General features: G+C 65.0%; 23 protein-coding genes and 1 pseudogene. 14 read left to right on the top strand and 10 right to left on the bottom strand.

All coding sequences use genetic code 11. The features are described from left to right. The first annotated feature begins 2 nt into the window (after positions 1-2). Entirely contained in the window at positions 3-641 is a 639-nt protein-coding gene (locus DFR45_RS11835; RefSeq protein WP_114483951.1) for a LysE family translocator, read from the top strand. A gap of 52 nt (positions 642-693) precedes the next feature. Next, positions 694-1986 carry an amidohydrolase family protein gene (locus DFR45_RS11830; protein ID WP_114483950.1) on the top strand — a complete coding sequence of 431 codons (1293 nt, stop codon included), beginning with the start codon at positions 694-696 and terminating at the stop codon, positions 1984-1986. Between the two features lie 53 nt (positions 1987-2039). Here DFR45_RS11830 and DFR45_RS11825 read toward each other — a convergent pair whose 3' ends face one another. Beyond that, on the bottom strand, positions 2040-2867 hold the full coding sequence (locus DFR45_RS11825; protein WP_114483949.1) for a ferritin-like domain-containing protein: 828 nt from the start codon (positions 2865-2867) through the stop codon (positions 2040-2042). A 135-nt stretch (positions 2868-3002) separates the two neighbouring features. Here DFR45_RS11825 and DFR45_RS11820 point away from each other — a divergent pair, with 135 nt between their 5' ends. The 5 genes from DFR45_RS11820 to DFR45_RS11800 all read left to right on the top strand — a co-directional run bounded on the left by DFR45_RS11820 (position 3003) and on the right by DFR45_RS11800 (position 8160). Next, entirely contained in the window at positions 3003-4301 is a 1299-nt protein-coding gene (locus tag DFR45_RS11820; protein ID WP_114483948.1) for a diguanylate phosphodiesterase, read from the top strand. A 103-nt stretch (positions 4302-4404) separates the two neighbouring features. Further along, complete coding sequence (locus tag DFR45_RS11815; protein WP_114483947.1) at positions 4405-5634, top strand: nucleoside recognition domain-containing protein; 1230 nt, start codon at positions 4405-4407, stop codon at positions 5632-5634. 55 nt (positions 5635-5689) lie between these two features. Then, positions 5690-6538 (top strand): leucyl/phenylalanyl-tRNA--protein transferase, encoded by an 849-nt coding sequence (aat, locus tag DFR45_RS11810; RefSeq protein ID WP_114483946.1) that lies wholly within the window; start codon positions 5690-5692, stop codon positions 6536-6538. Continuing rightward, complete coding sequence (locus tag DFR45_RS11805; RefSeq protein WP_114483945.1) at positions 6535-7275, top strand: arginyltransferase; 741 nt, start codon at positions 6535-6537, stop codon at positions 7273-7275. Before aat ends, DFR45_RS11805 begins: the two co-directional genes overlap by 4 nt. Before the next feature lie 102 nt (positions 7276-7377). Continuing rightward, entirely contained in the window at positions 7378-8160 is a 783-nt protein-coding gene (locus DFR45_RS11800; protein ID WP_114483944.1) for an IclR family transcriptional regulator, read from the top strand. A gap of 96 nt (positions 8161-8256) precedes the next feature. Here DFR45_RS11800 and pbpG read toward each other — a convergent pair whose 3' ends face one another. The 6 genes from pbpG to DFR45_RS11770 form a co-directional block, all read right to left on the bottom strand. Then, positions 8257-9441 (bottom strand): D-alanyl-D-alanine endopeptidase, encoded by a 1185-nt coding sequence (gene pbpG / locus DFR45_RS11795; RefSeq protein WP_114483943.1) that lies wholly within the window; start codon positions 9439-9441, stop codon positions 8257-8259. Between the two features lie 126 nt (positions 9442-9567). Next, positions 9568-11106 carry a 2-isopropylmalate synthase gene (locus DFR45_RS11790; protein ID WP_114483942.1) on the bottom strand — a complete coding sequence of 513 codons (1539 nt, stop codon included), beginning with the start codon at positions 11104-11106 and terminating at the stop codon, positions 9568-9570. Between the two features lie 243 nt (positions 11107-11349). Further along, the gene (pssA, locus tag DFR45_RS11785) at positions 11350-12222 is read right to left on the bottom strand and encodes a CDP-diacylglycerol--serine O-phosphatidyltransferase (RefSeq protein ID WP_114483941.1); all 873 of its coding nucleotides are present in this window, start codon (positions 12220-12222) and stop codon (positions 11350-11352) included. A 142-nt stretch (positions 12223-12364) separates the two neighbouring features. Further along, positions 12365-13381 carry a ketol-acid reductoisomerase gene (gene ilvC / locus DFR45_RS11780; protein WP_114483940.1) on the bottom strand — a complete coding sequence of 339 codons (1017 nt, stop codon included), beginning with the start codon at positions 13379-13381 and terminating at the stop codon, positions 12365-12367. Between the two features lie 62 nt (positions 13382-13443). Further along, complete coding sequence (gene ilvN / locus DFR45_RS11775) at positions 13444-13935, bottom strand: acetolactate synthase small subunit (protein WP_114484025.1); 492 nt, start codon at positions 13933-13935, stop codon at positions 13444-13446. 239 nt (positions 13936-14174) lie between these two features. Beyond that, a complete protein-coding gene (locus DFR45_RS11770) occupies positions 14175-15965 on the bottom strand; it encodes an acetolactate synthase 3 catalytic subunit (RefSeq protein WP_114483939.1) in 1791 nt (596 codons plus the stop codon). A gap of 305 nt (positions 15966-16270) precedes the next feature. Here DFR45_RS11770 and DFR45_RS11765 point away from each other — a divergent pair, with 305 nt between their 5' ends. From DFR45_RS11765 to DFR45_RS11740, 6 genes are read left to right on the top strand one after another with little or no spacing between them, the layout of a single operon-like run. Beyond that, positions 16271-16840: an RNA polymerase sigma factor gene (locus DFR45_RS11765; protein WP_114483938.1), complete on the top strand. Its 570-nt coding sequence runs from the start codon at positions 16271-16273 to the stop codon at positions 16838-16840. After that, entirely contained in the window at positions 16837-17346 is a 510-nt protein-coding gene (locus DFR45_RS11760; RefSeq protein ID WP_114483937.1) for a DUF3619 family protein, read from the top strand. The genes DFR45_RS11765 and DFR45_RS11760 overlap by 4 nt, the downstream gene beginning before the upstream one ends. Before the next feature lie 58 nt (positions 17347-17404). Beyond that, positions 17405-18262, top strand: coding sequence for a DUF3106 domain-containing protein (locus tag DFR45_RS11755; RefSeq protein WP_114483936.1), 858 nt, complete (start codon positions 17405-17407; stop codon positions 18260-18262). Positions 18263-18290: 28 nt separating this feature from the next. Continuing rightward, positions 18291-18839: an RDD family protein gene (locus tag DFR45_RS11750; RefSeq protein ID WP_114483935.1), complete on the top strand. Its 549-nt coding sequence runs from the start codon at positions 18291-18293 to the stop codon at positions 18837-18839. 53 nt (positions 18840-18892) lie between these two features. Next, a complete protein-coding gene (locus tag DFR45_RS11745) occupies positions 18893-19315 on the top strand; it encodes a diacylglycerol kinase (RefSeq protein ID WP_114483934.1) in 423 nt (140 codons plus the stop codon). Beyond that, positions 19308-19901 (top strand): LOG family protein, encoded by a 594-nt coding sequence (locus DFR45_RS11740; protein ID WP_114483933.1) that lies wholly within the window; start codon positions 19308-19310, stop codon positions 19899-19901. Before DFR45_RS11745 ends, DFR45_RS11740 begins: the two co-directional genes overlap by 8 nt. 194 nt (positions 19902-20095) lie before the next feature. Here the strand turns inward: DFR45_RS11740 and DFR45_RS11735 are convergent, their stop codons facing one another. Both DFR45_RS11735 and DFR45_RS11730 read right to left on the bottom strand, forming a co-directional pair. Beyond that, positions 20096-20434 carry a P-II family nitrogen regulator gene (locus DFR45_RS11735; RefSeq protein WP_114483932.1) on the bottom strand — a complete coding sequence of 113 codons (339 nt, stop codon included), beginning with the start codon at positions 20432-20434 and terminating at the stop codon, positions 20096-20098. Between the two features lie 74 nt (positions 20435-20508). Continuing rightward, complete coding sequence (locus DFR45_RS11730; protein WP_241659441.1) at positions 20509-22167, bottom strand: NAD+ synthase; 1659 nt, start codon at positions 22165-22167, stop codon at positions 20509-20511. 86 nt (positions 22168-22253) lie between these two features. Here DFR45_RS11730 and DFR45_RS11725 point away from each other — a divergent pair, with 86 nt between their 5' ends. Next, positions 22254-23453: a GNAT family N-acetyltransferase gene (locus DFR45_RS11725; protein ID WP_114483931.1), complete on the top strand. Its 1200-nt coding sequence runs from the start codon at positions 22254-22256 to the stop codon at positions 23451-23453. A gap of 51 nt (positions 23454-23504) precedes the next feature. On the opposite strand, the pseudogene DFR45_RS11720 reads toward DFR45_RS11725, so the two are convergent. Next, positions 23505-23874: pseudogene (locus DFR45_RS11720) on the bottom strand (methyl-accepting chemotaxis protein); the annotation flags it as partial.

The following is a 23874-nucleotide window of genomic DNA, read 5'->3' as shown; positions in this document are numbered from 1 at the left end:
CCATGCCCGCCTTCGAAACCCTGGTGCTCTTTGCCACGGCCTCGCTGGCGCTGGCCGTGATTCCCGGCCCCACCATGCTGTTGGCACTCTCCAACGGCATGGCGGGCGGCATGCGGCGGGCGGGCTGGGGCACGGCCGGCGCCTGTTTAGGCAGCGCCCTGGTGATTGCCGTGGTCGCCGTGGGGCTGGGCTCGCTGCTGGCGGCGTCTGCGCTGCTGTTCGACGGACTGCGCATGGCGGGCGTGCTCTACCTGCTGTGGCTTGCGGTGCAAATCTGGCGCAGCCCGCCACTGAATGTGCAAGAGCTGCTGGCGCACGCGCCGAGCCAGCGAATGCAGGGCCGCGCAGCCTTTGTGCGCAGCCTGGGCGTGGCGCTTTCCAATCCCAAGGCCCTGCTGTTTTTTGCCGCGTTCCTGCCGGAGTTCATCGATCCGGCGCTGCCACAGAGCCCCCAATACGCTCTGCTCGGCGCCTTGTTCATCGGTATCGATGCCCTGGTGATGACGGCTTACGCGGTCGCGGGCCGCCAGGCAGTGCGCTGGCTCTCGCCCCTCGGCCTGCGCTACCTGCACCGCAGTTGTGCCGTCGCCATGGCGGCATTGGCGGCGCTGCTGGCCAGCTACCGCAAGCACGCCAGCTGAGGGCCCGGGAATCTTCCTGCTTCCGTCATTCACGCCATCCACGTGCCCGCCCATGCTCGACCTGCTCATCACCCACGCCAGCCTGCCCGACGGCCGCTGCAACATGTCCATCGCCGTGCAGGATGGCCGCATCACCGAAGTCACCGAAGGCCTGCAGGCGCCCGCGCACGAGACGCTGGATGCAGCCGGCCTGCTGCTCAGCCCGCCCTTCGTCGATGCGCATTTCCACCTCGACTCGGCGCTGAGCTACGGCCAGCCGCGCGTGAATGCAAGCGGCACCCTGCTCGAAGGCATCGCGCTGTGGGGCGAGCTCAAGCCCACGCTCACGCACGAGGCCATCGTCGAGCGCGCGCTGCGCTACTGCGACTGGGCCGTCGCGCGCGGCCTGCTCGCCATCCGCTCGCATGTCGATACCAGCGACCCGAGCCTGCTGCCCGTGCACGCGCTGCTCGAGGTGAAGCGGCGCGTGGCGCCCTACCTCGACCTGCAGCTCGTCGCGTTTCCGCAGGACGGCGTGCTGCGCCGGGCGGGCGCGCTCGACAGCCTGAAACGCGCACTGGCGCTGGGCGTGGACGTGGTCGGCGGCATCCCGCATTTCGAGCGCACCATGGCCGAGGGCGCGCAGAGCGTGCGCATCCTCTGCGAGATCGCGGCCGAAGCGGGCAAGCGTGTGGACATGCACTGCGACGAGAGCGACGACCCGCACTCACGCCACGTCGAAACCCTGGCCTTTGAGGCGCAGCGCCTGGGCCTGCAGGGGCGCGTGACGGGCTCGCACCTGACTTCCATGCACAGCATGGACAACTACTACGTGAGCAAGCTGATCCCGCTCATGGCCGAAGCACAGCTCGGCGTGGTCGCGAATCCACTCATCAACATCACCCTGCAAGGCCGCCACGACAGCTACCCCAGGCGCCGCGGCATGACGCGCGTGCCCGAGCTGCTGGCCGCGGGCCTCACGGTGGCCTTCGGGCAGGACTGCGTGCTCGACCCCTGGTATGGCCTGGGCAGCGGCGACATGCTCGAGGTCGCGCACATGGGACTGCACGTGGCGCAGATGACCAGCCAGAGCGCCATGCGCGCCTGCTTCGAGGCCGTGACCACGCAGCCCGCGCGGCTGCTGGGGCTGGAGGGCTACGGCCTGCAGCCAGGCTGCCACGCCGATTTCGTGCTGCTGCATGCGCGCGAGCCCGCCGAAGCCATCCGATTGCGCGCGGCACGCCTCGCGGTGTACCGCCGCGGCAAGCGGATTGCGCAAAGCCCGGCGCCCGTGAGCCAGCTCACGCTACCGGGCCGCCCGCAACAGCACGTGGATTTTTTGCTGTCGCCTGCAAATTTCAAATAAAAACGGGCTGCAGTCAAGGTATTGCAAGCACGGGAAGCTATCGGAACGATAGCTCAATGCAGCAACGCCCAGCGCGCCACCAGCCCCAGAGGGCGCTCCACGCCGTGCTCCAGCCATGCCGGTAGCCGCAAAGGCTTGAGCGCCATGCGCAAGGCCAGGTCCAGAGGATATTGCCCGCGCATCAAGGCAAACAGGCGCTGACTGACCTCCTCATAGGCAGGAGCATCGGCCCGTCCCCGAAAACGCCAGTTCCAGGCATGGCGCAAGGCGATGTCGGCGTCGCTCTGGCGCAGCTCGGCCGCACGGCGCCACAGCGTGGCGAGCACTTGCGGGCGGCGCAAATGTTCGCGTTCGCGGTAATTCAAAAAGTAGTGATAGAAGTGCTTGTAATGCTGCACCTCGTCGGTGCGTATGCGCCAGCACAGGTCGCGCAGCACGGGCTCGTCGCTCACGGCGTGCAGCGCCTGGTAGTAGGTGGTCGTGCCCATCTCGACGATGCAGCGCGCCACCATCTCCTGTCCGCGCGTGGGCTCGAGTTCATCGGTGGTGCAAATTTTGGAGTATTCGGCAAAAAAGTCGGCATAGGCCCCCTCCCAGTCGAAGTCGGGCCAGACATGCTGCACATATGCCTTGAGCGCCCGGCCATGCTGCAACTCTTCGGCCATCCAGTGTGCGCCCAACCACCCCCCGGCCTCGGCGTCGCCGGCGAAATAATCGACGAGGTTTTGCGCATAAGTGTCCGCGCCGCTCTCGACGAACGAAGCGCTGCACACGAGCAGAAAGATCTCGTCACTCCCCTGCACCTTGGATGCGTCTATGGCAGAAAAATCGAGTTCCTCCAGGCGCCAGCGCAGGCCTGCGGATGTTTCGCTTTCAGACATGCCCACTCTCCTTGAACGGATTGACGAATAGATACAAACTCACACCCCACCCACGCAAGGCACAGCGCCGCCGCGCCAGCCACCGAATTGTGGTGAACCCCGCCAGCATAATGCGCCAAGCCTGCGCCAACTCCTATGCCAAACACTCTCGCACACCTGATCTACAGCAGCGCGGCTACGCGCCCTCTCTCGCGGCAGGAGCTGCAAGATTTGCACGCCAAAGTAGAGCGCAACAACGCGGCCCGCGGCATCACGGGCATGCTACTTTATGCAAATGGGAGCTTCTTTCAGGTTTTGGAAGGGCCCGAAGCGACGCTGGAACAACTTTTTGCAAAAATTGCCGCCGATCCGCGCCACCAGCGTGTGACGCGCATCATCCAGGAATCGATTCCGCAGCGCGCTTTTGCCGATTGGGCCATGGGCTTCTCGCAGCTCGAAGCCTTCGAACTCGACCAGATCGAAGGGATGGGTGACTTCTTCTCCCAAGGCCACACACTCGCACAACTTCCTGCGGGGCGCGCACGCAAGCTGCTCGAAGCCTTTGCCAAGGGCCGCTGGCGCAGCCAGCTGCAAGGCATGCCCCCGCAGCCAGCGCCCGCTTCCTCGCTTGCTGCACCAGCGCCGCGAGCGCTTGACAAGGCACCGCAAGCGCCGGGCAACGGCGCAGGCGAGGCCGTGGATTTTTCTTTCGCCTTTCAGCCCATCGTCGATGTGCTGGCGCGCCGCGTCTATGCGCACGAAGCCCTGGTGCGTGGCTTGCACGGCGAGCCCGCCAGCGAAGTGATCGCGCGCCACAGCGCACCCGACCTCGCTGCCTTCGATGCCGCCTGCCGCGCCCAGGCGATCGCCGTCGCCGCGCGCATCGGGCTGCCCGGCACCCTCAACATCAACATCCTGCCCAACGCCGTGCTCGACCCGGTCGTGGGGCTGGACTCCACGCTCGCAGCCGCGCGCCGCCACGCATTCGCGCTGGAGCGCATCGTGATCGAGGCCACCGAGAGCGAAGCCATCCGCGACCTCGCGCACTTTCGCCGTACGGTCGATGCCTACCACGGCGCGGGCATACGCTTTGCCATCGACGACTTCGGCGCAGGCTATTCGGGTTTGAATCTGCTCTCCGAGTTTCAGCCCGACATCGTCAAGCTCGACATGCTGCTCGTGCGCGGCATCGCCGCCCACGGCCCCCGCCAGGCGATCGCACGCGCGATCGTGCAAGTGTGCGTAGACCTCGGCATAGACCTGATCGTCGAAGGCGTGGAAACGCTGGACGAATACGCCTGGTTCCGCGACCAGGGCGTGCGCCTGTTCCAGGGCTATTTGTTCGCGCGCCCGATGTTCGAAGGCGCCCCGCCCTTCGTGCTGCCAGAGCATGGCCAAGCGCCGCCCGAGCAGACACATCGGCCCGCCGACACGGGCGGCGCGAGCGCTGCCTGAGCATGCGGCTGGCAGCCCTCGAAGTCCGCCCGGGCCTGTTGCACGGCCAAGCCGTACGTCCTGGCGCGCGCGGCCTGGCACAGCCCGCGTCGCGGAGACGCCCGTGCTGAACCTGCTCTGGCTCGGCTTTTTCCTCACCGCCGCGCTCGCGGCGCTCAGCCAGTGGCTCGTAGGCGGACAGGTGCAGGTCTTTGCCGCCATGGTCGAGGCGCTGTTTGGCATGGCCAAGCTTTCGGTCGAGGTGATGCTGCTGCTCTTTGGCACGCTCACGCTGTGGCTGGGTTTTCTGCGCATTGCCGAGCGCGCGGGGCTGGTCGCGGCACTCGCGCGCTGGCTCGCGCCGCTGTTTCAGCGCCTCATGCCCGAGGTGCCGCGCGGGCACCCGGCGCTCGGGCTCATCACGCTGAACTTCGCCGCCAACGCGCTCGGCCTGGACAACGCCGCCACGCCGATCGGCCTCAAGGCCATGCGCGAGTTGCAAACGCTCAACCCACGGCCCGAGAGCGCGAGCAACGCGCAAATCCTGTTCCTCGTGCTCAATGCGTCTTCGCTCACGCTGCTGCCGGTGACGATCTTCATGTACCGCATGCAGCAGGGCGCACCCGATCCGGCGCTGGTGTTTCTGCCGATTCTGCTCGCCACCTCGGCCTCGACCCTGGTGGGCCTGCTCAGCGTCGCATGGGTGCAGCGCCTGCCTCTGTGGAGCCCCGTGGTGCTGGCCTACCTGCTGCCCGTGGCGCTGGCGCTCGGCGGCTTCATGGCGCTGCTGGCCACGCTGCCCGCGGCGGCGCTCACGCAGCTGTCCTCGCTGCTCGGCAACCTGCTGCTGTTCGGCCTGGTGCTGCTGTTTCTGCTGCTCGGCGCCTGGCGGCGCGTGCCGGTGTACGAGGCCTTCATCGACGGCGCGCGCGAAGGCTTTGACGTGGCAAAAAACCTGCTGCCCTACCTCGTGGCCATGCTCTGCGCCGTGGGCGTGCTGCGCGCCTCGGGGGCGCTGGACTATGCCCTCACGGCGATCCGCGCAGCCGTGCAATGGTTCGGCTGGGACACGCGCTTCGTCGATGCGCTGCCCACGGCGCTGGTCAAGCCTTTTTCGGGCAGCGCCGCGCGTGCCCTGCTGATCGAAACCATGCAGAGCCACGGTGTGGACAGCTTCGCCGCGCTGCTCGCCGCGACGGTGCAGGGCAGCACGGAAACCACCTTCTACGTGCTCGCGGTGTATTTCGGTGCCGTAGGCATACAGCGTGCGCGCCACGCAGTGGCCTGCGCGCTGCTCGCCGAGCTCGCGGGCGTGCTCGCGGCGATTGCCGTGTGCTATTGGTTTTTTGGCTGAGCCCCTTTTCTGTGCATTTTCTGCAGCCTGGGCCGCTCTTTGCTACGCTTTGCACATGGCCTTGCAACTCCCCTTGCAACTTCCCTGGCTCGAACCCCAAGATCCGCTGCCAGACCCGAGCAGCGCGTGGGGGCCGGACACGCCTGCCCCCGGCCTGCTTGCCGCGGGCGGCGCACTCGATCTGGCCCACCTGCGTGCGGCCTACGCGCAAGGCTGCTTTCCGTGGTTCAGCGCGGGGCAGCCCATCCTCTGGTGGTCGCCCGATCCGCGCATGGTGCTGCCGGTGGCCGAATTCCGCCTGCACCGCTCGCTGCGCAAGACCTTGCAGCGCTTTGCCGCCACGCCCGGCTGCGAGATTCGCGTGGACCACGCCTTCGGCCAGGTCATTCGCGCCTGTGCGAACACGCCGCGCGCCGGCCAGACGGGCACCTGGATCGTGCCTGAGATGGTGCGTGCCTACGAGCGCCTGCACGCCGCGGGCGACGCGCACAGCGTCGAGACCTGGGTCGATGGCAAGCTGGTGGGCGGGCTGTACTGCGTGGCGCTGGGGCGCGCGGTGTTCGGCGAGTCGATGTTCGCGCACGCCAGCGACGCCTCCAAAATCGCGCTCGCCGCGCTGGTGTGCCTGTGCCGCCGCGATGGCGTGGCGCTGATCGACTGCCAGCAAAACACCGCGCACCTGGCCTCGCTGGGCGCGCGCGAAATTCCGCGTGGCGACTTCCTGCAGCACGTCGCCGCGGCACGGACGCTGCCACCGCTGCGCTGGCACTTCGAGCCGGCGTATTGGGGTGAGTTGCTCGCGCCCTTTCCGACAATGGCACAGTCATCGGCCATCGCATCGGCATCGGCATCGGCAGCGCCATTGCCCACGGCCACCGTCACCCTTTCCCGCTCCCACGCATGACGCAACTCAACGAACTCCCGCTGCGCGCTTTGCAGTTCTATGCCACGGCTCCCTACCCTTGCAGCTACCTGCCCGGGCGGCAGGCGCGCTCGCAGGTTGCCACACCCAGCCACCTGATCCAGACGGGGCCGTATTCCGCGCTGGTGGCGCAGGGCTTCCGGCGCAGCGGCATGTTCACCTACCGGCCGTATTGCGACGGCTGCAAAGCCTGCATCCCCTTGCGCGTGCCCGTGGCCGCGTTCCGGCCCGACCGCAGCCAGCGCCGCGCCGCGGCGCGCCACGCTGACTTGCAGGTGCGCGTGCTGCGTCTGGGCTTCGTGGCCGAGCATTACCAGCTCTACCGCCGCTACCAGAGCCAGCGCCACCCGGGCGGCGGCATGGACCAGGACAACATCGACCAATACACGCAGTTCCTGCTGCAAAGCCGCGTGAACTCGCGCCTGGTCGAATTCCGCGCACCAGGCACAGAAGAGGCGCCCGGCGCGCTCAAGATGGTGTCCATCCTCGATGTGCTCGACGATGGTCTGTCGGCCGTCTATACCTTTTATGAACCCGACGCGCACTGCAGCTACGGCACTTACAGCGTGCTGTGGCAAATCCAGGAGGCGCACCAGCTCGGCCTGCCCTACGTTTATTTGGGCTACTGGATCGAACAAAGCCCCAAAATGGCCTACAAGGCGCGCTTTGTGCCGCACGAAGTGCTCGTCGACGGCACTTGGCAGCGCCGAGATGCTTGAGCGACGCCCTGTCGGCCCGTGCAGGGCGATTTTCTTTCGCTGCATGGGAGTGGATTTCACAAGATAAGATACACGCAACCATCTTCTCCTGTGTATTTCTTCATGAAGAAAAAACCCCAAGCCACCACGCCCAGCATCCAGGTGTTGGAGCGCATGTTTACGCTGATCGATGTCCTGGCCTCCCGCGCCGAGCCGATCTCGCTCAAGGAACTCAGCGAAAAAACCGGCCTGCATCCTTCGACCACGCACCGCATCTTGAACGACCTCACGCTGGGCCGCTTCGTCGACCGGCCCGAAGTTGGCAGCTACCGCCTGGGCATGCGCCTGCTGGAGTTGGGCAATCTCGTCAAGGGTCGGCTCAACGTGCGCGAAGCCGCGCTCGCCCCCATGCGCAAGCTGCACAAGCTGATCCAGCAGCCCGTGAACCTCAGCGTGCGCCAGGGCGATGAAATCGTCTATATCGAGCGCACCTACAGCGAACGCTCAGGCATGCAGGTGGTGCGCGCCATCGGCGGCCGGGCGCCGCTGCACCTGACATCGACGGGCAAGCTTTTTCTGGCATTCGACGATGCACAGCGCGTGCGCGCCTACGCCACACGCACGGGCCTTGCAGGGCACACGCGCAACAGCATCACCCAATTGCCCGTACTCGAACGCGAACTGGCCAAAGTACGCCAGTACGGCATTGCGCGCGACAACGAAGAGTTGGAGCTTGGCGTGCGCTGCATGGCCGCGGGTGTTTTCGATGACCAGGGGCAACTCGTCGCCGGGCTGTCGATCTCCGCGCCCGCCGACCGACTCGACGAAGGCTGGGGGGCCAAGCTCCAGGCCGCAGCGCAAGAAATTTCGCTGGCGCTGGGCCATCAGCCCCGCAGCGAGCCGTGACCGCGCCAGGCGCCGCACCAGGTCAAGGCCAAGGCCAAGGCCAAGGCCGAAAAATACACGCAAAATAAGGCGTTAAGCCTTATCAGCAAAGCGGTTTCAACTATTTTTATTGGAGCGATCAGACTGCAGTTTCGCCCCCAATGCCGGGTTGCCCGTGGCAGCGGAAGCAGACTCGACCCAATGCCGTACGCGCTGTGCATCGGCGATGCGGCTGAGCTTGCCCGCCGAGTCGAGGAACACCATGATGAGCCGCCGCCCGGCGATTTTGGTCTGCATCACCAGGCAGCGCCCGGCTTCGGAGATATAGCCCGTCTTTTGCAGCCCTATGTCCCAATCGGGGTTTTTGACCAGGCGGTTGGTGTTGTTGTATTGCAGGGTTCGGTTCCCCACCGCCACCTCATATCCAGGGGACGTGGTGAGTTCGCGCATCAGAGGCTCGGCATACGCGGTGTTCACGAGCACCGCCAGATCGCGCGCACTGGATTGATTGCTGCTCGACAAGCCGGTGGGTTCGACGTAGCGCGTGCTCGTCATGCCCAGCTGGCGCGCCTTGGCGTTCATCAACGCCACAAAGGCATCGAGCCCGCCGGGATAGGTGCGCCCCAGTGCGTGCGCGGCACGGTTTTCGCTGGACATCAGCGCAAGGTGCAGCATTTCACCGCGCGAGAGCGTGGTGCCCACGGCCAAGCGCGAGTGGCTGCCTTTTTCGGTGTCCACGTCGTCCTGCGTGATCGTGATGGGCTCGTCGAGCGGCAAGCGCGCCTGCACGACCAGCAGCCCTGTCATGAGCTTGGTCAGCGAGGCGATGGGCAGCACGGCATGGTCGTTTTTGCTCAGCAAGACTTCATGCGTGTCCTGGTCCAGCACGAGCGCGACGCTGGATTTGAGATCCAAGGGATCGTTCACCGCATGCAGCCCGGCAGCCTGACCGAATGACTTGCGCTCGGGCACGTCGGCAAGCGCACGCACAGGCGCCTTCACGGCGCGCGCTGCGAGCGTGCGATGCACGCGCGTCGCGGCGGTGGTCTTGCTGGCGGGCTGGCGGGCGGTCTTTGCCTTGGTTTTTGGTGCAGTCTCTTGCGCCGCAGCCGGGCGTTTGCTTTTGGCGGGGGTTGCGCTGGCGGTGTGCTTTTTCTTCACCGTGGCGGTTTTTTTGTGCGGCGCCGGCGCAGCCGCCTGCACTGCGGGCGCCGACAGCGCCAGACCGACCAGGGCGATACCGAAAAAGCGCGTGCAGTGGCGGATGAAACGATGCGCTGCTGTTGAGCGACGAAGGTGCATCCAAATGCTCCCGGTGGTAAAAAATGTGGGTGTTTGCAAATCACCCGAAAAAGCCACGCAAAATCAAAGCATTGCGTGGCCTTCTCAGAATCGGGATGAATTATAGATGCGGCCTTGCCGCTTGGTTCAGCCTTGCGCCGCCACGCGCTCGGCTTTACTTTGTAACTTGTTCAGCGCGCTCAGATAGGCCTTGGCCGAGGCCACGATGATGTCGGGATCGGCCCCCACGCCATTGACCACGCGCCCGCTGCTTTGCAGCCGCACCGTCACTTCGCCCTGGCTTTCGGTCGATCCGCTGATCGCGTTCACCGAATACAGCACCATCTCGGCGCCGCTGTGCACGATGGACTCGATCGCCTTGAGCGAGGCATCGACGGGGCCGTTGCCGTCCGCCTCGCCCGTCACCTCGGCGCCATCGACCGTGAAGACGATGCGCGCATGCGGCTGCTCGCCGGTTTCGCTCTGCTGGTAAAGCGACACGAAGCCGTACTTTTCCTTCTCGCCGCTGAGGTTTTCCTCGCTCACGAGCGCGAGGATGTCCTCGTCGAAAATCTCGCTCTTGCGGTCGGCCAGTTCCTTGAAGCGCAAAAACGCGGCGTTGATCTCGGCCTCGCTGTCCAGGCTCACACCGAGCTCCTGCAGGCGCTGCTTGAAGGCATTGCGGCCTGAGAGCTTGCCGAGCACGATTTTGTTGGCGCTCCAGCCCACGTCTTCGGCGCGCATGATTTCGTAGGTGTCGCGCGCCTTGAGCACGCCGTCCTGGTGGATGCCGCTTGCGTGCGCAAACGCATTCGCCCCGACCACGGCCTTGTTGGGCTGCACCACGAAGCCCGTGGTCTGGCTCACCATGCGGCTCGCGGCGAGGATGTGGCGCGTGTCTATGCCCACGTCGAGCTGGAAATAATCGCGCCGCGTCTTCACGGCCATCACAACTTCCTCAAGCGAACAGTTGCCCGCGCGCTCGCCCAGGCCGTTGATCGTGCACTCGACCTGGCGCGCGCCGCCGATGTGCACGCCCGCGAGCGAGTTCGCCACCGCCATGCCCAGGTCGTTGTGGCAGTGCACCGACCAGATCGCCTTGTCGCTGTTGGGCACGCGCTCGCGCAAGGTCTTGATGAAATGGCCGTACTGCTCGGGCACGGCATAGCCCACGGTGTCGGGCACGTTGATGGTGGTCGCACCTTCGGCGATCACGGTTTCGATCACGCGGCACAAAAAGTCGATGTCGCTGCGCGAGCCGTCTTCGGTGCTGAACTCGATGTCGTCGAGCAGATTGCGCGCAAAGCGCACCGACTGCCTGGCCTGCTCGAGCACCTGCTCGGGCGTCATGCGCAACTTCTTTTCCATGTGCAGCGGTGAGGTGGCGATGAAGGTGTGGATGCGCGCACGTGCCGCGCCCTTGAGCGCCTCGGCCGCGCGTGCGATGTCGCGGTCGTTGGCGCGCGAGAGCGAGCAGACCGTGGAATCCTTGATGACCTGGGCAATCGTCTTGACGGCCTCGAAGTCACCGTCGGAGCTCGCCGCGAAGCCCGCCTCGATCACATCGACCTTCAGGCGCTCGAGCTGGCGCGCGATGCGCAGCTTTTCCTCGCGCGTCATGGAAGCGCCGGGCGACTGCTCGCCGTCGCGCAAAGTGGTGTCGAAAATGATGAGTTTGTCGGCCATGAAATGCTCCTGGTTTCAAAAAACGATGGGTTGAAATTGCGTTGCGAAATCTTTGCGCCCAAAACAAAAGGCCCGCTGCGGGTGTGCAAACGGGCCTTGGTAGAAAAAGTATGCGCGCGCGCCTACTGCCTCCGCCCGTAGTGAGGTAGCAGTAGAAGGGCTAGCGCAAACTTGCTCATAGGCGTGGAATGTAGCACAGCTCGTGGGCCAGCGCTTGGCCGAAGCTTGCGCTTGGATGCGGCATCAGTCGTGCAGCCCGCGCTCGTCGGGCTCGTCGGTCGAGGTGCTCACGATGCTCACCGGATGCCCCTGGGCGCGGCGCCAGAAGTAGATCACATAACCCGACAGCGCGTAGCCGACGAACAACACGAAGAGCATGGTCGCAGGCTCTATGCTGACGATGGCGATGAGCAGCGCCAGCACCACCAGCACCACGAAAGGCACGCTGCGCCGCCCGCCGAAGTCCTTGAAGCTGTAATAAGGAACGTTGGTGACCATGGTGAGCCCCGCGAACAAGGTCACGACGAACAAAATCCACGACAGGTCACCGCGCTCTATGGGCGCGCCACCAAACACCGAGATCAACGCCCGAAAAAGCGGCACCTCGCGGTGCGCCACGAGCATCGCGCTGGTCAGCCAGATGAAGCCCGCCACGAGCGCGGCGGCGGCCGGTGAGGGCAGGCCCTGGAAGTAGCGTTTGTCCACCACGCCGACGTTGACGTTGAAGCGCGCCAGGCGCAGCGCCGCGCAGGCGCAATAGACGAAGGCCGCGATCCAGCCCCAGCGCCCGAGCGGGCGCAGCGCCCACTCGTAGGCGATGAGCGCGGGCGCGGCGCCGAAGCTGACCATGTCGGAAAGCGAATCCATCTGCTCGCCGAAGGCACTTTGCGTGTGCGTCATGCGCGCCACGCGGCCGTCGAGGCTGTCGAGCACCATGGCGGCGAAAATGCCGGTGGTGGCCAGGTCGAACTGGCCGTTCATGGCCATCACGATGGCATAAAAGCCACCAAACAGCGCCGCGAGCGTGAACAGGTTGGGCAGCACGTAAATGCCCTTGCGCCGCCGGCGCGGCAGCACTGCGGCGCCGGCGCGGGAAAAGTTTTCATCTTCTTGCATCGAATCGCCCTCTTGCGCTTATCTGACAAGCGCATAAAGCTACAGTATCAATAGCATCTTCAGCGATGCTTCGTCACAGTGTAGCCGTGCAAAAGCGCCAAAGGCCACCGAAGTGGCCCTTGTGTGCGCTGAGCTTTGCAAATCAGTTGCGGCTTTGATCGACCAGCTTGTTCTTCGCGATCCAGGGCATCATGGCGCGCAGCTTGGCGCCCACCACCTCGATGCTGTGGTCGGCGGTGTTGCGGCGACGCGCGGTCATGCTCGGGTAGCCGGTGCGGCCCTCGAGGATGAACTGCTTGGCGTAGTCGCCGTTCTGGATGTTTTTCAGCGCCTCGCGCATGGCCTGGCGCGAGCTTTCGTTGATCACCTTGGGGCCGGTCACGTACTCGCCGTATTCGGCGTTGTTCGAGATCGAGTAGTTCATGTTCGCGATGCCGCCTTCGTAGATCAGGTCCACGATCAGCTTGAGCTCGTGCAGGCACTCGAAGTAGGCCATCTCGGGCGCGTAGCCGGCTTCGACCAGGGTTTCGTAGCCCATCTTGATGAGCTCGACGGTGCCGCCGCAGAGCACGGCCTGCTCGCCGAACAGGTCGGTTTCGGTTTCTTCCTTGAAGTTGGTCTCGATGATGCCGGCCTTGCCGCCGCCGTTGGCCATGGCGTAGCTCAGCGCCAGATCACGCGCCTTGCCCGAGCGGTCCTGGTGCACGGCCACGAGGTGCGGCACGCCGCCGCCTTGCACGTAGGTGCTGCGCACGGTATGACCAGGGGCCTTGGGCGCGACCATCCACACGTCGAGATCAGGGCGCGGCACGACCTGGTTGTAGTGCACGTTGAAGCCGTGCGCAAAGGCCAGCGACGCGCCGGGCTTGATGTTGGGCTCGATGTTGTTTTTATAGACGTCGGCGATCTGCTCATCGGGCAGCAGAACCATGACCACGTCGGCCGCCTTGACCGCGTCGTTGACTTCCATCACCGTAAGGCCGGCCTTGCCGACCTTGTCCCAGCTCGCGCCGCCCTTGCGCAGGCCGACCACGACCTTCACGCCGCTGTCGTTGAGGTTTTGCGCATGGGCGTGGCCCTGGCTGCCGTAGCCGATGATGGCCACGGTCTTGCCTTTGATCAGGCTCAGGTCACAGTCTTTGTCGTAGAAAACTTTCATGTTGGCTCCAGGGTTGAATTTTTCAGTAATGGAAATGGAAAAAAGGGTTCTTGCGAGACGCCTCAGACGCGCAGGATGCGCTCGCCGCGGCCTATGCCGCTCGCGCCGGTACGCACGGTTTCGAGGATGGCCGAGCGGTCTATGGCCTGCAGGAAGGCATCGATCTTGGCCTGGTCGCCCGTGAGTTCTATGGTGTAGCTTTTTTCGGTGACGTCGATGATGCGGCCGCGGAAGATGTCGGCCATGCGCTTCATTTCTTCGCGCTCCTTGCCCACGGCGCGCACCTTGACCATCATGAGCTCGCGCTCGGTGTAGGCGCCTTCGGTCAGATCGACCACCTTGACGACTTCGATCAGGCGGTTGAGGTGCTTGGTGATCTGCTCGATCACCTCGTCCGAGCCCGAAGTCTGGATGGTCATGCGCGAGAGCGTCGGGTCTTCGGTGGGAGCGACGGTGAGCGACTCGATGTTGTAGCCACGTGCCGAAAACAGTCCGACCACGCGCGAGAGCGCTCCAGCTTCGTTTTCGAGCAATACGGCGATGATGTGTTTCATGATGGGTACTTCCTCATTTTGCGACGGCAGCACGGCCCACGAAAGGTCGCAAAAAGCTGCCGTTTTCGCTGCCCTCCCCCGGCGCCGGTAAGCGCCAGGCTTGGCAGGCAATAGATTCGTCCAAGGGTTGAAGGGGCACAGCGCATGCAGCCGAAACTGCGCACGCCGCACGAAAGCTTCTCTTTTGATAGCTACTAGCGCTTGCTATATCTACCTCTAAGCCGAATTTTGTTCAAAACTCAGAGGTCTTCCGAACCGAGCAGCATCTCGGTGATGCCTTTGCCGGCCTGCACCATGGGGAAGACGTTTTCCGTCGGATCGGTGCGGAAGTCCAGAAACACCGTGCGATCCTTGAGCTTGCGCGCTTCGCGCAGCGCGGGCTCGACGTCCTTGGGGTGCTCGATCAAAAGCCCCACATGGCCGTAGGCCTCGGCGAGTTTGGCGAAGTTGGGCAGCGCGTCCATGTAGCTGTGGCTGTAGCGGCCCGAGTATTCGATTTCTTGCCACTGGCGCACCATGCCGAGGTAGCGGTTGTTGAGCGCGACGATCTTGATCGGCGTGTTGTATTGCAAGCAGGTGGAAAGCTCCTGGATGTTCATCTGCACCGAGCCCTCACCCGTGATGCAAAACACTTCACTTTGCGGCTTGGCAAGCTTGATGCCCATGGCGTAGGGAATGCCCACGCCCATGGTGCCAAGGCCCCCCGAGTTGATCCAGCGGCGCGGCTCGTTGAACTTGTAGAACTGCGCCGCCCACATCTGGTGCTGACCCACGTCCGAGGTGATGTAGGCGTCGGCATCTTTGGTCATGTTCCAGAGCGTCTCGATCACGTACTGCGGCTTGATCACGTCGGTCGCGTGGCGGTCGTATTTGAGGCAGTCACGCTTGCGCCAGCCCTCGATCGTGTCCCACCAGGCGGCGAGCGCGGCAGGGTCGGGGCGCGCTATGCTTTCACGGATCATCGCGATCAGCTCGGTCAGCACGTCCTTCACGTCGCCCACGATGGGCACATCGACCTTGACGCGCTTGGAGATGCTCGAAGGGTCGATGTCGATGTGGATGATCTTGCGTTCGTTCTGTGCGAAGTGCTTGGGGTTGCCGATCACGCGGTCGTCGAAACGCGCCCCGACCGCGAGCAGCACGTCGCAGTTTTGCATGGCGTTGTTGGCTTCGAGCGTGCCGTGCATGCCCAGCATGCCGAGGAATTTGCGATCCGTCGCGGGGTAGGCACCCAGGCCCATCAGCGTGTGCGTGACAGGGTAGCCGAGCAGATCGACCAGCGTGCGCAATTCCTGCGTGGCGTTGCTCATGAGCACGCCGCCGCCCGTGTAAATGTAGGGGCGCTTGGCCGAGAGCAGCAGCTGCACCGCCTTGCGGATCTGCCCGCCGTGTCCCTTGCGCACGGGGTTGTACGAACGCATCTCGACTTTGTCGGGGTAGCCGCTGTAGGGCACCTTCTTGAACGATACGTCCTTGGGGATATCGACCACCACGGGGCCCGGGCGGCCGGTGCGCGCGATATGGAAGGCCTTTTTCAGCGTCATCGCGAGGTCGCGCGCGTCCTTGACGAGGAAGTTGTGCTTGACGATGGGGCGCGTGATGCCCACGGTGTCGCACTCCTGGAAGGCGTCGAGACCAATGGCCGCCGTCGGCACCTGGCCCGTGATGATCACCATGGGGATGCTGTCCATGTAGGCCGTGGCGATGCCCGTGACGGCGTTCGTCACGCCCGGCCCTGAAGTGACCAGCGCCACGCCGACTTCGCCCGTGGCGCGCGCGTAACCGTCGGCAGCGTGCACGGCCGCCTGCTCGTGGCGCACCAGAATGTGCTGGATGCTGTCTTGTTTGTAGAGCGCGTCGTAGATATAGAGCACCGCGCCGCCGGGGTAGCCCCAGACGTATTGCACGTTTTCGGCCTGCAAAGCCTTGACGAGGATTTCGGCGCCCATCAATTCGGGCGTGCCGGCAGTGGTGGTGGGGTGTGCGGTGGCTGCGGCCGCAGAGGTGATTTCAGCCTTGGACATTTCCATGATGAACCTTTCGAGAATTTCTCTGACGAAAAACCTTGGGTGCCCCTTGCACGCGCTCTCGTGAAGCCCGCTTGGGACTTGAGGCCAAGGACATGGACGGGAAAAAGATGCCCGCCGGACCGTGACCCGTTTGCCTGTTGCTTGGTGGCGCAAATTATCGCACCGCAACATGCGAAAAATCGGGCCAGAGGCGAAAAAAGACCGGGGAATGTGATAATTACAGGCTTGACTTTGCTTGGGCTGCGTGCGTTCTGCGCTTTTTTCCACCCGGCTGATCTACCCCATCACGAACCGCGTTCGTTCTCTTGGCTACCGAACAAGAACTCTCCGACTTCCTGCACAGCGTGGAAAAGCGCGCCTTCAAGCGCTCGCTCTACCACGTGCGGGACGAAGAAGCGGCGCTGGACATCGTGCAGGACAGCATGCTCAAGTTGGCCGAGCACTATGGTGACAAGCCCGTGAACGAGCTGCCCATGCTCTTTCAGCGCATCCTCTCGAACTGCACCCTCGACTGGTTCCGGCGCCAGAAAACGCGCAAGGCGCTGTTTTCCAACCTGTCCGACTTCGAGGGGGCGCACGACGATGACGCCGACTTCGACTTGCTCGAAGCCTACGCAGGTGCGCCGAATGAAGAAAGCGTGGAAAGCGCCGAGGACGAAGTGCGGCGCGCACAGATCTTGCATGAGATCGAGGACGAAATCGCCGCCCTGCCCGCACGTCAACGCGAAGCCTTTCTCATGCGTTACTGGGAAGAAATGGATGTAACAGAAACGGCAGCCGCCATGGGCTGCTCGGAAAGCAGCGTCAAACAGCACTGCTTTCGCGCCGTGCAAAAACTCAGCAAGGCGCTCAAAGCCAAAGGAATCACGCCATGAACCCCGCCCGTTCTCACTCCTCTTCCGTGTCGTCTGCGGATGCCGCTGCCGAGCGCTTTGCCCGCCGCGTCACTGCGCGCCTGGAACATGGCACGCAAGACCTGCCCTACGAGATCTCCGAACGCCTGCGCGCCGCACGCATGCAGGCGCTGGCCAAACGCAAAGTCGCGCTGGCGCCCAAACGGGAGCAGGTGCGCGGGCTTGCACCGGCCACAGCGCCCGTGCACGTGGCTGCCAGCGGCGGCACTGCGGCATGGGGGCATGGCGGCCGCAGTGGGCGTGGCGCTGGTCACGAACGTGGCGCCTGGTGGAACGCCCTGGTGTCGGCCGTTCCCATCCTGGCCTTGCTGATCGGCCTGGTGGTGATCAACGACACGCAAGAAGAGCTCAACACGCATGAGATCGCCGAAGTCGATTCGGCGCTGCTCGCGGACGAGCTGCCCCCATCGGCCTACACCGATCCGGGGTTCGTCCAGTTCCTCAAAACCTCGACCGAAAATCGGTGAAACTCGCGGTTGCCCTGAGAACCCGTTCTGAGCCCAGCAGCCGCGCGCGCCTGATTGCATGCCCGACAACTCCCACCACCCTCACCCCCTCAGGCCAGGCTTCATACTGGCCTTGTTGTTGTGGGCGGGATTGGCTGTGGGCGGGCTGAAAGCACTGCAGTTTTTGCATTGGGCGCCGAGCACCTTGGTTCCTGCAGCGGCACTGGAATCCAAGCCAAGCCCTCGCAGTTTGGGCGCAGTTGCCCCCACAGAAGCCATCGAGCCGGCTTCCGGCCCCGGCTGGGAGACCCTGAGCACGCAACAAAAGCTGGCCCTGTACCCTTTGGCCGAGCGCTGGGCCTCGCTCAGCAAAGCCCAAAAGAAGTATTGGTTGACGCTTGCAGAAACATTTCACACGCTGCCACAAAGTGAACAAGATCGGCTGCACGCACGCATGACGACCTGGGCCAGCCTGAGCGCCCAGCAGCGCAACCAGGCGCGGTTGAATTACGCCGGCGCCAGCCGCCTGGCGCCCAAAGACAAGTTGGAGCGCTGGGAAGCCTACCAAGCCCTCAGCGAAGAAGAAAAGCGCCAGCTCGCCGCCCGCGCGGCTGCCAAACCGCAAGGCGCCGCCACCGCCCTGCGCCCCGCACCTTCGCGCAAACTGGTACAGGTGCCGGCCGCCCTGCAGGCCAGCCCCAATCGCCCCAACCCGCCCAAGATTTCTCCACCCAAGGGCCTGCTGCCCCGCCTGGACGCCCCCCTGCCAGCCGCCGCCACAGACCCTTTTGGCAACCCTGCACAAGCGCCCGTCGAGACTGCGCCTGTCGATGTTCCCATGGCGGTGCCTACGCCCTTGCCTCCGCTACCGTCCACAGAACCCCCATCGGAAGGCAGCAGCACCGCAAGCACCGGCGCGGCGCTGCCCGGACGCTGATCCATTTTCCGCCACTCCCGCCCTCACCTTGACCGACAAATTCCCATCCTCTACTGCCGCAGGCAACGCGACGGCCGACCCGGCCAGTGCGGCGCTCCAGGCGCCGGCGCTGGGCCGGCGCATGGCCTGCTGGCTTTACGAAGGCATCTTGCTGTTTGCCGTGGCTTTTTTCGCCGGTTATCTGTTCAGCACGCTGAGCCAGACGCGCAATGCACTCGACAACCGCCACGCGCTGCAGGCCTTTTTGTTCGTGGTGTTCGGCATTTACTTCACCTGGTTCTGGTCCGAGGGGCAAACGCTGGCGATGAAAACCTGGCACATCCGCGTGGTGGACCGTGCGGGCAAGCCCTTGACCCAAGGGCGCGCACTGCTGCGCTATGTGCTGAGCTGGCTGTGGTTCTTGCCGCCGCTCGTGGCCATCGCGCCCTTTCACTTGTCTGGCGGCGAAATTGCCGTGCTCATGCTGGGCTGGGTGGCCGTGTGGGCGCTGCTGAGCCGCTTGCACCCGCAGCAGCAGTTCTGGCACGACGCCCTCGCGGGCACGCGCCTCGTGCACTGGCAACCGGTGCAAAAATAAGTCTCTACCGCACAGGCCCGGGTTCTGTCACATGGCGGCACCACAATTCACGCATGTCCACACCCTCCAACGCGCAGTCCGCCGAGCCCGATCCTACGGTGAACCCGCAAAAAGCGCGCACCGGTCTGAGCCGCATCTGGCATGCCGCGGGTTATTCCATCGCCGGTTTGCGCGCCGGCTGGAGCGAGCCCGCTTTCCGCCAGGAGGCCAGCGCCGCGATCGTGCTGCTGCCGTTGTCGTTCTGGCTGGGCGAGAGCTGGGTCGAAGTGGCCTTGCTGGCCGGCTCGGTCATCGCGGTGCTGGTCATCGAGTTGCTCAACACCGGCATCGAAACCGCCATCGACCGCATCGGCCCCGAATGGAACCACCTGTCCAAGCGCGCCAAAGACATGGGCAGCGCCGCGGTGTTGCTCGCGCTGCTGCTGTGCGCGGGCGTCTGGGCCGCAGCGCTGTGGCAGAGGTTTGGCCATGGCTGAGCCGGCATTTTCCCTCTGCGTGTATTGCGGCTCGCGCGCCGGAGAGCGCCCGGAGTTTGCCCAGGCTGCCACGGCAGTGGGCCAATGGATAGGCGCGCACGGCGGGCAGCTCGTGTATGGCGGCGGGCGCAACGGCTTGATGGGCGTGGTGGCCGAAGCCACGCGGCAGGCGGGCGGCCGTGTGCTCGGCGTGATCCCGCAGGCGCTGGTGGACAAGGAACAGGCCAACCACGCCTGCGACGAATTGCACATAGTGCAGACCATGCACCAGCGCAAAGCGCTGATGGCCGAGCGCTGCGACGCCTTTCTCGCGCTGCCCGGCGGCATAGGCACCTTCGAGGAGTTGTTCGAAGTCTGGACCTGGCGCCAGCTGGGCTACCACGACAAACCCGTGGGGCTGCTCAACGTGGCCGGATACTATGACGGCTTGCTCTCTTTTTTGAGGCACAGCATGGCTGAGGGCTTCATGGGCGCGTGGCAACTCGGGCTGCTGCAGGTGGGCGCTGACGTGGATGCCCTGTTGCCTGCGTTGGTGCAGGCGGCGGGATTCGGGCAGGAGCTCGTAGCGCTGCGCGCCGTGATCTGAGCTAAGAGCCTGCCGGACTTTGGAATCGTCGGCTGCGAATGCGCCGCAGCGGCCCATTTTTCACCGGCTTCTTGCCCCATAGCACCACTATGGGGCTGCGAATCCGGCAAAATCTGGTCTCGCTGGGGCGCATTCTCGCTATCGACGCCCAAAGTCCGACAGGCTCCTAGAGCATCGCTGCGCCCACCCTCACCTCACACTGCCGATTCGTCGAGTTCGCCCGTGCGGATGCGCACCACGCGCTCGACTTCGGTGATGAAAATCTTGCCGTCGCCGATCTTGCCGGTGCGCGCCGCGCCGACGATGGCTTCGATGCAGCGCTCGACGTCCGCCGTCTTCACGGCCACCTCGATCTTCACCTTGGGCAAAAAGTCCACCACGTATTCGGCGCCGCGGTAGAGCTCGGTGTGGCCCTTTTGCCGGCCAAAGCCCTTGACCTCGGTCACGGTGAGGCCGGTGACGCCGCATTCGGCCAGCGCCTCGCGGACTTCTTCGAGCTTGAAGGGTTTGATGATGGCGGTGATCATTTTCATGGTGGACTCCCTGGGGTATTTGCAAATCGGTCGATGGGCGGGCGGCGATGTTGGGCGCAACTGCAACCAAGCGGTCAAGCGCGAAAGCGGTTGGTGATCGGGTAGCGCCAGTCTTTGCCGAAGGCCCGGCGCGTGACGCGGATGCCCACGGGGGCCTGGCGGCGCTTGTATTCGTTGAGCTTGAGCAGGCGCGTGACCAGATCGACGTCGGCCCGCGCGAAGCCCGCGGCGACGATGCTCTCTATGGACTCGTCGTTTTCCATGTAGCGCTCGACGATGGCGTCGAGCACCTCGTAGGGCGGCAGGCTGTCCTGGTCTTTCTGGTCGGGGCGCAGCTCGGCGCTCGGCGGGCGCGTGATGATGCGCTCGGGAATGGGACTGGCGCCGCTGCCGTAAGGGTCGTTGGCGTTGCGCCAGCGCGCCAGCGCGAAGACGCGCGTCTTGGCCACGTCCTTGATGACGGCAAAGCCGCCCGCCATGTCGCCGTACAGGGTGCAGTAGCCCGTGGCCAGTTCGCTCTTGTTGCCCGTGGTGAGCACGATGGCGCCGAATTTGTTCGACAGTGCCATGAGCAGCGTGCCGCGGATGCGCGCCTGCAGGTTTTCTTCGGTCGTGTCCTCGCGCAGGCCCACGAACTGGGGCGCGAGCGCGGCTTTGAAGGCTTCGAACTGCGCCGCGATGGGGATTTCGTCGTAGCGCACACCCAGGCGCGCGGCCATGTCGCGTGCGTCCAGCCAGCTGATGTCGGCCGTATAGGGCGAGGGCATCATCACCGCGCGCACCTTGTCCGCGCCCAGCGCATCGACGGCGATCGCGAGCACCAGCGCCGAATCGATGCCGCCCGAAAGGCCCAGCACCGCTCCGGGAAAGCCGTTTTTGCCCACGTAGTCGCGCACACCCAGCACCAGCGCATCCCACAAGTCGGCCTCGGGGCTTGCGAGCGGCGTTATAGGCGCATCTATTTTGATAGCTGCTTGCGCTTGCTGCACCTGCATAAACAGCAGATTTTCCTTGAAACCGGGGGCGCGCGCGGCCACGCTGCCGTCGGCCTGTAAAGCAAACGAGCGCCCTTCGAACACCACCTCGTCCTGCCCACCCACGAGGTGCGCGTAGACGAGCGGCAGGCCCGTTTCGGCCACGCGCGCGCGCATGATCTGCTCGCGCTCGGCGCTCTTGCCCAGGTGGAAGGGCGAGGCATTGAGCACCGCGAGCAGCTGCGCGCCGGCCGCAGCGGCCTCGCGCGCGGGGGTGGGGTACCAGGCGTCCTCGCAGATCAACAGACCCACGCGCAGGCCCGCCACTTCGACCACGCAGGGCGCGCTGCCCGGCACGAAATAGCGCCGCTCGTCGAACACCTGGTAGTTCGGCAGCTCGCGCTTGATGTAGGTCTGCTCGATGTGGCCGTGGCGCAGCACGCTCGCGACGTTGTGGCAGGTGCTGAAGGCCGGCGCGTCGGGGCGGCACTTTTGCGGGTGGCCGAGCACGATGGCCAGACCCTGCAACCCTGCGGTCTCGCGGGCCACCGTTTTCACGGCATCATCGCAGGCGTCAAGAAAGGCCGGGCGCAGGAACAAGTCTTCGGCCGCATAGCCGCAAATCGCGAGCTCGGGCGTGAGCAACAGCTGCGCGCCGGCGGCGTGGGCCGTGCGCGCTGCGGCGATGATTTTTTGCGCATTGCCGGGCATGTCGCCCACCACGAAATTGAGTTGCGCTATGCAAATTGAGGGCATCATGGAACCGAAAATGACCAGGGCAACGGGTGGAAGTGGAGCCAAAGCCCGCCGGGGAATGCTCCCGAAAACGCAGCATCGGTACGGGCATGGCTGAAGCGCGCATTATCGCCCGCGTGCTGGATTCGCCGCTCGAGATCGATGCTGCGGTGTGGAACGCGCTGCTCGCGCGCCAGAGCCGCCCCACGCCGTTCATGCGCCACGAATACCTGGCCGCGCTGCACGCGAGCGGCAGCGCCACGCCCGCCACCGGCTGGACGCCGCGCTTCATGGGTCTGTGGGCCGGCGCGGAACTGCTCGCCGCCTGCCCGCTGTACGTCAAAAGCCACTCGTATGGCGAATACGTGTTCGACTGGGCCTGGGCCAACGCCTACGCGCAGCACGGTCTGGCCTACTACCCCAAGGCCGTCGTCGCCGTGCCTTTCACGCCCGTGCCCGGCACGCGCCTGCTCGCGCGCGACCAGGCGCTGCGCGTGCAGCTGCTGCACGCCGTGCGCGATTGGTGCGAGCGCCAAGGGCTGTCGTCACTGCACCTGTTGTTTGCCGCCGACGAGGACCTGCAAGCCGGGCAGGAGCTCGGCCTGCTGCAGCGCCACACGGTGCAGTTCCACTGGCGCAACCAGAGCCCCGCGGGCACGCCCTACCGTGACTTCGATGATTTTTTGCAGCATCTGAGCCAGGACAAGCGCAAGAAAATCCGCCAGGAGCGCCGCCGCGTGGCCGAGGCGGGCGTGCGCTTTCGCTGGCTGCGCGGGCGCGACATCGGCCCGGCGGACTGGGATTTTTTCTACCGCTGCTACGAGCGCACCTACCTCGAACACGGCAATCCGCCCTACCTCACACGCGCATTTTTTCGCCTCCAAGCGGAACAAATGCCCGAAGCCTGGCTGCTCTTTGTTGCCGAGCGCGCAGGCCGGCCGATTGCATCGAGTTTGATAGCTATCAGCGCTGATCCTGCCTTGACAAACGGCGAAAAAGACCATGAATTTGTGGCTTACGGCCGCTACTGGGGCGCGCTCGAGCGCGTCGATTGCCTGCACTTCGAGGCCTGCTACTACCAGCCGCTCGCGTGGTGCATAGCGCATGGCGTGCAGCGTTTCGAAGGCGGCGCGCAGGGCGAGCACAAAATGGCGCGCGCGCTGCTGCCCGTGCCCACCCACAGCGCGCACTGGCTCGCGCACCCGGCCTTTGCCGACGCGGTAGAGCGCTTTTTGCTACGCGAGGGGGCCGCGGTGCAGAAATATCTTGGCGAGCTGCAAGCGCGCTCGCCGTTCAAGCACAGCGGCTGAGCGGCCATCCGTCTTTTGTGCGCGGCCCTACAGCTCCGCAACGCTGCCGGATCAGAACGACTCCCACTCGCCCTCTGCAGCCGTCTCGCCCGCGCGGGGTGCAGGCGCAGCGGGCGCACCTGTCGTCCTGGCTGCCGCCTTGCCCGCTCCCGGGGCCGCCTGGGCTGGCGCACCCAGGCGTGCCGTGTCCTTGCCTGCGCCCCCACGCCCGCCACCCGCCAATGGCCGTTTGGCCTGCGGCGCAGGCATCGGTGGGCGCGGCACCGAAGGTGCAGGCATGGCAGCACGCGGCACAGATGCTGCGGACGCCACCGCCTGCTGCGCGCCCGCCTCGAGCTTGAACACCGCCACGGCGTTCACGAGCTCGCCCGCCTGGGCGTTGAGGCTGCTGGCCGCTGCGGCCATTTCTTCCACGAGTGCC

It is taken from the genome of Extensimonas vulgaris (assembly GCF_003337425.1).
In the GTDB taxonomy this organism is placed as follows: domain Bacteria; phylum Pseudomonadota; class Gammaproteobacteria; order Burkholderiales; family Burkholderiaceae_C; genus Extensimonas; species Extensimonas vulgaris.
The sequence above is the reverse complement of the archived record's forward strand: the minus strand, read 5'-3'. Positions and strand labels throughout refer to the sequence as shown.

Bases quoted from the DNA above. Each gene is read 5' to 3' on its own strand.
- DFR45_RS11835 (WP_114483951.1), top strand. From the start codon at position 3: ATGCCCGCCTTCGAAACCCTGGTGCTCTTTGCCACGGCCTCGCTGGCG.
- DFR45_RS11830 (WP_114483950.1), top strand. From the start codon at position 694: ATGCTCGACCTGCTCATCACCCACGCCAGCCTGCCCGACGGCCGCTGC.
- DFR45_RS11825 (WP_114483949.1), bottom strand. From the start codon at position 2,867: ATGTCTGAAAGCGAAACATCCGCAGGCCTGCGCTGGCGCCTGGAGGAA.
- DFR45_RS11820 (WP_114483948.1), top strand. From the start codon at position 3,003: ATGCCAAACACTCTCGCACACCTGATCTACAGCAGCGCGGCTACGCGC.
- aat (WP_114483946.1), top strand. From the start codon at position 5,690: ATGGCCTTGCAACTCCCCTTGCAACTTCCCTGGCTCGAACCCCAAGAT.
- DFR45_RS11805 (WP_114483945.1), top strand. From the start codon at position 6,535: ATGACGCAACTCAACGAACTCCCGCTGCGCGCTTTGCAGTTCTATGCC.
- DFR45_RS11800 (WP_114483944.1), top strand. From the start codon at position 7,378: ATGAAGAAAAAACCCCAAGCCACCACGCCCAGCATCCAGGTGTTGGAG.
- pbpG (WP_114483943.1), bottom strand. From the start codon at position 9,441: ATGCACCTTCGTCGCTCAACAGCAGCGCATCGTTTCATCCGCCACTGC.
- DFR45_RS11790 (WP_114483942.1), bottom strand. From the start codon at position 11,106: ATGGCCGACAAACTCATCATTTTCGACACCACTTTGCGCGACGGCGAG.
- pssA (WP_114483941.1), bottom strand. From the start codon at position 12,222: ATGCAAGAAGATGAAAACTTTTCCCGCGCCGGCGCCGCAGTGCTGCCG.
- ilvC (WP_114483940.1), bottom strand. From the start codon at position 13,381: ATGAAAGTTTTCTACGACAAAGACTGTGACCTGAGCCTGATCAAAGGC.
- ilvN (WP_114484025.1), bottom strand. From the start codon at position 13,935: ATGAAACACATCATCGCCGTATTGCTCGAAAACGAAGCTGGAGCGCTC.
- DFR45_RS11770 (WP_114483939.1), bottom strand. From the start codon at position 15,965: ATGGAAATGTCCAAGGCTGAAATCACCTCTGCGGCCGCAGCCACCGCA.
- DFR45_RS11760 (WP_114483937.1), top strand. From the start codon at position 16,837: ATGAACCCCGCCCGTTCTCACTCCTCTTCCGTGTCGTCTGCGGATGCC.
- DFR45_RS11755 (WP_114483936.1), top strand. From the start codon at position 17,405: ATGCCCGACAACTCCCACCACCCTCACCCCCTCAGGCCAGGCTTCATA.
- DFR45_RS11745 (WP_114483934.1), top strand. From the start codon at position 18,893: ATGTCCACACCCTCCAACGCGCAGTCCGCCGAGCCCGATCCTACGGTG.
- DFR45_RS11740 (WP_114483933.1), top strand. From the start codon at position 19,308: ATGGCTGAGCCGGCATTTTCCCTCTGCGTGTATTGCGGCTCGCGCGCC.
- DFR45_RS11735 (WP_114483932.1), bottom strand. From the start codon at position 20,434: ATGAAAATGATCACCGCCATCATCAAACCCTTCAAGCTCGAAGAAGTC.
- DFR45_RS11730 (WP_241659441.1), bottom strand. From the start codon at position 22,167: ATGATGCCCTCAATTTGCATAGCGCAACTCAATTTCGTGGTGGGCGAC.
- DFR45_RS11725 (WP_114483931.1), top strand. From the start codon at position 22,254: ATGGCTGAAGCGCGCATTATCGCCCGCGTGCTGGATTCGCCGCTCGAG.